The sequence below is a fragment of the Moorena sp. SIO4A5 genome (genome assembly GCF_010672005.1).
Taxonomy (GTDB): Bacteria; Cyanobacteriota; Cyanobacteriia; order Cyanobacteriales; family Coleofasciculaceae; genus Moorena.
Genome location: NZ_JAAHHZ010000236.1, coordinates 1 through 7,239, shown reverse-complemented (window position 1 = coordinate 7,239; position 7,239 = coordinate 1). Strand labels below are relative to the sequence as shown.

Here is a 7,239-nt window from a genome sequence, read left to right as displayed (position 1 = left end):
CAAATGATATCGCTGTTACAGTACAAAGTATAAAAAGCTTAGGTTCAAACCGGACTCCACAACCGAAAATTCAGGAAATCGGCTGCGATCACCTGGTTTACTTTACTGAACCAGTGGGGTTAACTGCGCTTTCTCAGGCGGTGATTCAATCCCTAAAAAATAACTCTGACTTCGGAGCTACAACTACTACAAAAACTACTACTGTGGCAAATCCTGTGGTTAATGATATTACTAATAATTCTTCAGGGAACAAAGCACTGAAATGGTGGATTATTGGGGTAGTTGGGGTATTAGTAGCAGCTAGTATTGGTTGGTTGATAGTAAAGCAATCAAATAAAACTCAACCGAGCAATCAATCTCAACCAAGCCAGAATCTAAGCCAATGATGGGTAAGCGGTCAGCGGTAAGCGGTCAGCGGTCAGCCGTCAGTGGTCAGCGGTCAGCCGTGAGCCTAAGGCTCACGCTGCTTGAGGTGCTTATTTTATTCAAAAGCTGTTAGCGTAGCGTGGCCTACGGCCAATGGCACCTCAAGTATCGTGGCACAGGCTTCTAGCCTGTGAGAGCTGATAGCTGATAGCTGATAGCTGATAACTGATAGCTGATAGCTGATAACTGATAGCTGATAGCTGATAACTGATAGCTGATAACTGATAACTGATAACTGATAGCTGATAGCTGATAGCTGATAACTGATAGCTGATAGCTGATAGCTGATAGCTGATAACTGATAGCTGATAGCTGACAATTGCTTTCACCAAATCTTGCTCATGTTTAGCACAAACCCCGCCAGTTCCGGAGCACCGCTAACGGTTTCAGGATTGTCCAAAATTTCTGGTTTCTGATTAGGACGATAAATGTAAATTTTCCGGTTTTGGCGGTCGATTAACCAACCCAGTGATGTGCCATTGTCAAGGTATTCTTGCATTTTGTCTTGCAAGCCACTGAGTGTATCGCTCGCCGAACGTAACTCGATCACAAAGTCGGGGCAAATGGGGGCGAAGGAAGCTTTCTGTTCCTCGGTTAAGGCATTCCAGCTCTCCAGTTTAATCCAACAGGCATCTGGAGAGCGGATCGCTCCATTGGGCAAGGTAAAGCCGGTGCTGGAGTCAAAGGTTTCACCCGTACCGTCGAGATCAGCCCAGTTAGCCAATTGTTGAGAAATTTTGAGATTCCGATTGCCTGTATCGGAAAAGACTGGGGGCATAATCACAACTTCTCCACTGGCGGTGCGCTCAATTCGGAGATCTCGATTGGCTAGACAGAATTCAGAAAACTGGGCGAGAGTCATGGGGATGATCCCAGGAAGATTGACCATCACAGGGACAGTTTGGGTTTGAATGAGTAGCCTGGTCATTATAGGGTTTGTATCTAGGTTGTAAACACGCTGATTGCATAAAAAGGCATGCATGCAAGAGGGGAAAGATATATACGCCCTTGACCCTATGGGGTTGTCTGCCAAGGCGATATGTAAAGATTTATTACAAAACTAATAATCTCTTCATAAAGTAAACAGATTCTCTTGATGAATAAATAGAGAGCATTCCAATTTTGAAAAACTATACTCCATTCAGCTGTGTGAGCGTGATTATACCGCCCACATAAAAATATATATTTGCCAAAATTGGATGCTTCAAATCACTAGTAATAAAGTCATCTTTATAAGTGCTTTTAGTATAACATGTTCTCCCGCAATCTCGCCTTTATCATCGGCATCGATAACTACACCAACGGCATTTCACCCCTGAACACCGCCGTAAACGATGCTAAACAACTAGCAGAAATTCTCCGCCAAAAGCATGATTACGAAGTCTGGGAATGCTTAGACGAAGTGGCAACTCTGTCTAACTTCCACAAATTTTTATTCCATACCTTACCCCAACAAGTCACTGAAAATGACCGCTTATTATTTTACTTTGCTGGTCATGGAGTCGCCCTCAATGGCGATGATGGTCCGGCTGGTTACTTAATTCCTCAAGATGCCAAACTAGGCGATACTAATAGTTATCTGCCCATGACCAAGTTACATGATGCTTTAATTAAATTACCTTGTCGTCATTTTTTGGGTATCCTCGACTGCTGTTTTGCTGGTGCTTTTAAATGGTCAAGTACCAGGGAATTATTAACATCACCAGAAGTAATTCACCAAGAGCGTTATGACCGTTTTATTAGTGACCCAGCCTGGCAAATTATTACCTCCTCAGCTTCTGACCAAAAGGCTTTAGATAACTTTAATTTAGATAGCGTACGCGGTCAATTCGGCAATCATTCCCCTTTTGCTGCGGCATTATTAGAAGCCCTCGAAGGTGCAGCAGATATCTATCCTCTTGCCAAAAATGGTAAACCGGCGGTCGATGGGGTAATTACAGCAACAGAATTATATTTACATTTACGGGATCGAGTAGAAATTCCCACAGGAAAATACCGTCAGCGACAAACGCCCGGTATTTGGTGTTTAAACAAACACGATAAAGGCGAGTATATCTTTCTTTCTCCCGGACATGAACTTAATTTACCACCAGCACCACCTTTGGATGAGTCACAAAATCCCTATCGGGGTTTAAAGTCCTTTGACGAGAAACACAGTGCCCTGTTTTTCGGTAGAACATTACTAGTAGAAAAGTTAGAAGATTTTGTCAAAGCTCATCCTTTAACAGTGGTGTTGGGTGCTTCCGGTTCGGGTAAATCAAGCTTGGTCAAGGCAGGATTAATTCCCAAACTACGGCAATCTCAGACTGAGAAATGGTGTATTTTGCCACCCATCCGTCCTGGTGAGACTCCCTTGGAACCATTAAATAATCTCCTGACTGAAGCTAAGTTACCAAGGGTTGAGCCACAAAACCCCCAGCAGAACCTGGCAATGAGCATTGATGTTTGGGCGAAAAATCACCCCAATTCTAAGTTATTACTGTTTATTGACCAAAGCGAAGAAATTATTACATTCTGTCAAAACTTAGATGAGCGTAAGGAGTTTTTCCAACAGATACTCACAGCCATAAATGCCCATGGGGATAAATTACGGGTAGTACTATCCCTACGGTCTGACTTTGAAGCCCAAGTCAGGGATGCTGGCTTAACGTTTGTCGGCGAAGAACTTAACTGGGGACGATTTATTGTACCGGCGATGACACGAGGGGAACTAAGGGAAGCGATTGAAAAACCGGCTCAAGCACGGGTGATGTATTTTGAGCCCCACGAATTAGTAGAACAATTGATTGATGAAGTGGCAGATATGCCCGGAGCATTGCCCCTGCTGTCTTTTGCCTTGAGTGAATTATTCCTGAAGTATTTAAGGCGGCAACGGGAGGCACAATATAGAGGAATCACTATTGACCGGGCCTTGACTCAAGCCGATTATATGGAATTGGGGGGAGTAATGCGATCGCTAACTCAAAGGGCTGATGAGGAATATCAGGCGCTAGTTAATGAAAATCCCGCTTATGACCAAGTTATCCGTCATGTAATGCTGCGGATGGTTGCCCTGACTGGGGGTGAGTTAGCCCGTAGGCGTGTACCTTTATCAGAATTAGAATATCCGGGAGAGAAAAATGGTTTAGTTAAGGAAGTAATTGAGCGCTTTACCAATGCACGGTTATTGGTTATTGGAGAAGATACTGATGGGAATCCTTATGTAGAACCAGCCCATGATGCTTTGGTGCGGGGTTGGCAAAAGCTGCTGGAGTGGAAGCATTTGGATGAGGAAAATTTACTTCTACAACGGCGGTTGACTCCTGCGGCTGAAGAGTGGAAAAGTCAGCAAAAGGCAAGGTTTCTTTGGAATGCTAACCCTCGTCTTGATTTGTTGAAAAAGGTATCTTTATCCGATGATAACTGGCTTAACCAAGTAGAAGCTGAGTTTGTGCGGCGCAGTATTGGGCGAAAAAGCTTTAATACTCGTCGGAATTGGGGTATTGCGATCGCAGTTATGCTGGGATTGAGTGGGTTAACCATCGCCGCTCTGATTGGACAGCAAAATGCACTGATACAAGAGATTAATGCTTTGATAGAAGCTTCAGAAGCAAACCTGCTATCAAACAATCAATTTGATGCAATGGTCAAAGCAATAAAAGCTAAGAAACAATTAAATAATGTTTGGATTGGAAAAGATGGTGTTTCTCTGAGTGTTCTTGGTATTTTAGGAAAAACAGTTCACCACAATCAAAAAGGATGGAGGGAGCGTCTGCGGCTACAGGGTACAGATGTAATATTTAGTCCCGATGGTAAACAGCTAGCTACTATAGATGATAAGATAGTGCGGGTGTGGGATGGGGTTACTGGTCAGCTGTTGCATACTCTCCGGGGACATGAAAATCTGGTGTCGAGGGTGGTATTTAGTCCCGACGGCAAGCAACTGGCCACGGCATCACCAGACAAAACGGTGCGGGTGTGGGATGGGGCTACTGGTAAGCTGTTGCATACTCTCCGGGGACATGAAGGTGGGGTGAGAAGCGTGGTATTTAGCCCCGACGGCAAGCAACTGGCCACGGCATCATTCGACGATAAAGCGCGGATGTGGGATGGGGCTACTGGTAAGCTGTGGCATACTCTCCGGGGACATGAAGGTGGGGTGAGAAGCGTGGTATTTAGCCCCGATGGCAAGCAACTGGCCACGGCATCAGATGACCATACAGCGCGGATGTGGGATGGGGCTACTGGTAAGCTGTGGCATACTCTCCGGGGACATGAAGGTGGGGTGAGAAGCGTGGTATTTAGCCCCGATGGCAAGCAACTGGCCACGGCATCATTCGACGATAAAGCGCGGGTGTGGGATGGGGCTACTGGTAAGCTGTTGCATACTCTCCGGGGACATGAAGGTGGGGTGAGAAGCGTGGTATTTAGCCCCGACGGCAAGCAACTGGCCACGGCATCATTCGACGATAAAGCGCGGGTGTGGGATCAGGCTACTGGTAAGCTGTTGCATACTCTCCAGAGACATGAAGGTGAGGTGATAAGTGTGTTATTTAGCCCCGATGGTAAGCAACTGGCCACGGCATCATTCGACAAAACGGCGCGGGTGTGGGATCGGGCTACTGGTAAGCTGTTGCATACTCTCCAGGGACATGAACGTGAGGTGATAAGCGTAGTATTTAGCCCCGACGGTAAGCAACTGGTGACGGCATCTGGCGACAAAACGGCGCGGGTGTGGGATCGGGCTACTGGTGAACTGTTGCTCCCACTCCAGGGACATGAAAATCTGGTGTCGAGCGTGGTATTTAGCCCCGACGGCAAGCAACTGGCCACGGCATCAGATGACCATACGGCAAGGATATGGCATGGGGCTACTGGTAAGCTGTTGCATACTCTCCGGGGACATGAAAATCCGGTGTGGAGCGTGGTATTTAGCCCCGACGGCAAGCAACTGGCCACGGCATCACCAGACAAAACGGTGCGGATATGGCATGGGGCTACTGGTAAGCTGTTGCATACTCTCCCGGGACATGAAAATCTGGTGTGGAGCGTGGTATTTAGCCCCGACGGCAAGCAACTGGCCACGGCATCAGATGACCATACGGCAAGGATATGGCATGGGGCTACTGGTAAGCTGTGGCATACTCTCCGGGGACATGAAGGTGGGGTGAGAAGCGTGGTATTTAGCCCCGATGGCAAGCAACTGGCCACGGCATCAGATGACCATACGGCAAGGATATGGCATGGGGCTACTGGTAAGCTGTTGCATACTCTCCGGGGACATGAAGGTGGGGTGAGAAGCGTGGTATTTAGCCCCGACGGCAAGCAACTGGCCACGGCATCACCAGACAAAACGGCAAGGATATGGCATGGGGCTACTGGTAAGCTGTTGCATACTCTCCGGGGACATGAAGGTGAAGTGAGAAGCGTGGTATTTAGCCCCGACGGCAAGCAACTAGCCACGGCATCAGATGACCATACGGCAAGGATATGGCATGGGGCTACTGGTAAGCTGTTGCATACTCTCCGGGAACATGAAAATCCGGTGTGGAGCATGGTATTTAGCCCCGACGGCAAGCAACTGGCCACGGCATCACCAGACAAAACAGTGCGGATATGGCATGGGGCTACTGGTAAGCTGTTGAATACTCTCCGGGGACATGAAAATCTAGTGTTGAGCGTGGTATTTAGCCCCGACGGCAAGCAACTGGCCACGGCATCAAATGACAATACGGCGCGGCTGTCGCGAGTGGGAGATATTAAAGAGATGCTGACGATTAACTGCAATTGGGTGCGCCATTATTTGCAAAATCACCCGAATGTTGATGAGATCGATCGCGATCTCTGTGAAAATGTAAAGAGGTAGTTAAAAACGGTAAAAGTTTTGGTTGCCACTTCAGCCTCAGTAACCCACGATAATGTTTTTTGCAATTGGCTGATTTTTATAATTGTCCAAGAATTTGCGTTCGCGTAGCTTCCGCTAAAAGCGAACGCACTCTCGTTAATCTTGGTTGAGAAGTAGTGCGATCGCCTCTGGCAGATCTACCACCGTTACTCCTCCTAGGTTTACATCTCATTTATAAACCCTATATCCGCCAATGAACCTAGGGGTTGTCTGCTTTCGTCAATAGGTAAAGATTTATTACGAAAATACTAATTTCTGCGTAAAGTTAACAAATTATCTTGGGGAATAAATAGGGAGCATCCCAGATTTTACAAACTATACCCCAGCTGTGTGAGCGGGATTATACCGCCCACATAAAAAGATATATTTGCCAAAATGGGATGCTAGCAATCAAGAGTATTAAAGTTATCTTTATAAGTGCTTTTAGTATAACATGTTTTCTCGCCATCTCGCCTTGATCATCGGTATCAATAACTACACCAACGGCATTTCTCCCCTCAACACTGCCGTAAACGATGCCAAAAAACTAGTAGAAATTCTCCGCGAGAAGCATGATTACGAAGTCTGGGAATGCCTAGACGAAGTGGCAACTCTGTCTAAGTTTAACAAATTTTTATTTCATACCTTACCCGAACTTGTCACTGAAAATGACCGCTTATTATTTTACTTTGCTGGTCATGGAGTCGCTCTCAATGGTGATGATGGCCCGGCGGGTTACTTAATTCCTCAAGATGCTTTACTAGGCGATACTAATAGTTATCTGCCCATGACCAAGTTACACGATGCTTTAAGTCAATTACCTTGTCGTCATTTCTTGGGTATCCTCGACTGCTGTTTTGCTGGTGCTTTCCGTTGGTCGAATACTAGGGATTTACTCACATCGCCAGAAGTAATTCACCAAGAACGATACGACCGTTTTATTACTGACC

6 protein-coding genes are annotated in these 7,239 nt (G+C 46.3%); 3 read left to right on the top strand and 3 right to left on the bottom strand.

Going from position 1 to position 7,239, the window contains the following annotated elements; genetic code table 11:
• Positions 1 to 386, top strand: a 386-nt coding sequence (locus F6K57_RS33470) for a hypothetical protein (RefSeq protein WP_293072275.1), incomplete at its 5' end; no start/stop codon positions are given.
• A gap of 95 nt (positions 387 to 481) precedes the next feature.
• Here F6K57_RS33470 and F6K57_RS33465 read toward each other — a convergent pair.
• Both F6K57_RS33465 and F6K57_RS33460 read right to left on the bottom strand, forming a co-directional pair.
• The gene (locus F6K57_RS33465) at positions 482 to 745 is read right to left on the bottom strand and encodes a hypothetical protein (RefSeq protein WP_293072274.1); all 264 of its coding nucleotides are present in this window, start codon (positions 743 to 745) and stop codon (positions 482 to 484) included.
• Between the two features lie 6 nt (positions 746 to 751).
• Positions 752 to 1,354, bottom strand: a complete 603-nt coding sequence (locus F6K57_RS33460; RefSeq protein ID WP_293072273.1) for a Uma2 family endonuclease — start codon at positions 1,352 to 1,354, stop codon at positions 752 to 754.
• A gap of 324 nt (positions 1,355 to 1,678) precedes the next feature.
• On the opposite strand from F6K57_RS33460, the gene F6K57_RS33455 reads away from it, so the two are divergent.
• On the top strand, positions 1,679 to 6,271 hold the full coding sequence (locus tag F6K57_RS33455; RefSeq protein WP_293072272.1) for a caspase family protein: 4,593 nt from the start codon (positions 1,679 to 1,681) through the stop codon (positions 6,269 to 6,271).
• A gap of 76 nt (positions 6,272 to 6,347) precedes the next feature.
• On the opposite strand, the gene F6K57_RS33450 is transcribed toward F6K57_RS33455, so the two are convergent.
• Complete coding sequence (locus tag F6K57_RS33450) at positions 6,348 to 6,482, bottom strand: hypothetical protein (RefSeq protein ID WP_293072271.1); 135 nt, start codon at positions 6,480 to 6,482, stop codon at positions 6,348 to 6,350.
• A gap of 261 nt (positions 6,483 to 6,743) precedes the next feature.
• Here F6K57_RS33450 and F6K57_RS33445 point away from each other — a divergent pair.
• The coding region (locus F6K57_RS33445) for a caspase family protein (RefSeq protein WP_293072270.1) at positions 6,744 to 7,239 on the top strand (496 nt) is incomplete at its 3' end.

Bases quoted from the DNA above. Each gene is read 5' to 3' on its own strand.
- F6K57_RS33450 (WP_293072271.1), bottom strand. From the start codon at position 6,482: ATGAGATGTAAACCTAGGAGGAGTAACGGTGGTAGATCTGCCAGAGGC.
- F6K57_RS33455 (WP_293072272.1), top strand. From the start codon at position 1,679: ATGTTCTCCCGCAATCTCGCCTTTATCATCGGCATCGATAACTACACC.
- F6K57_RS33460 (WP_293072273.1), bottom strand. From the start codon at position 1,354: ATGACCAGGCTACTCATTCAAACCCAAACTGTCCCTGTGATGGTCAAT.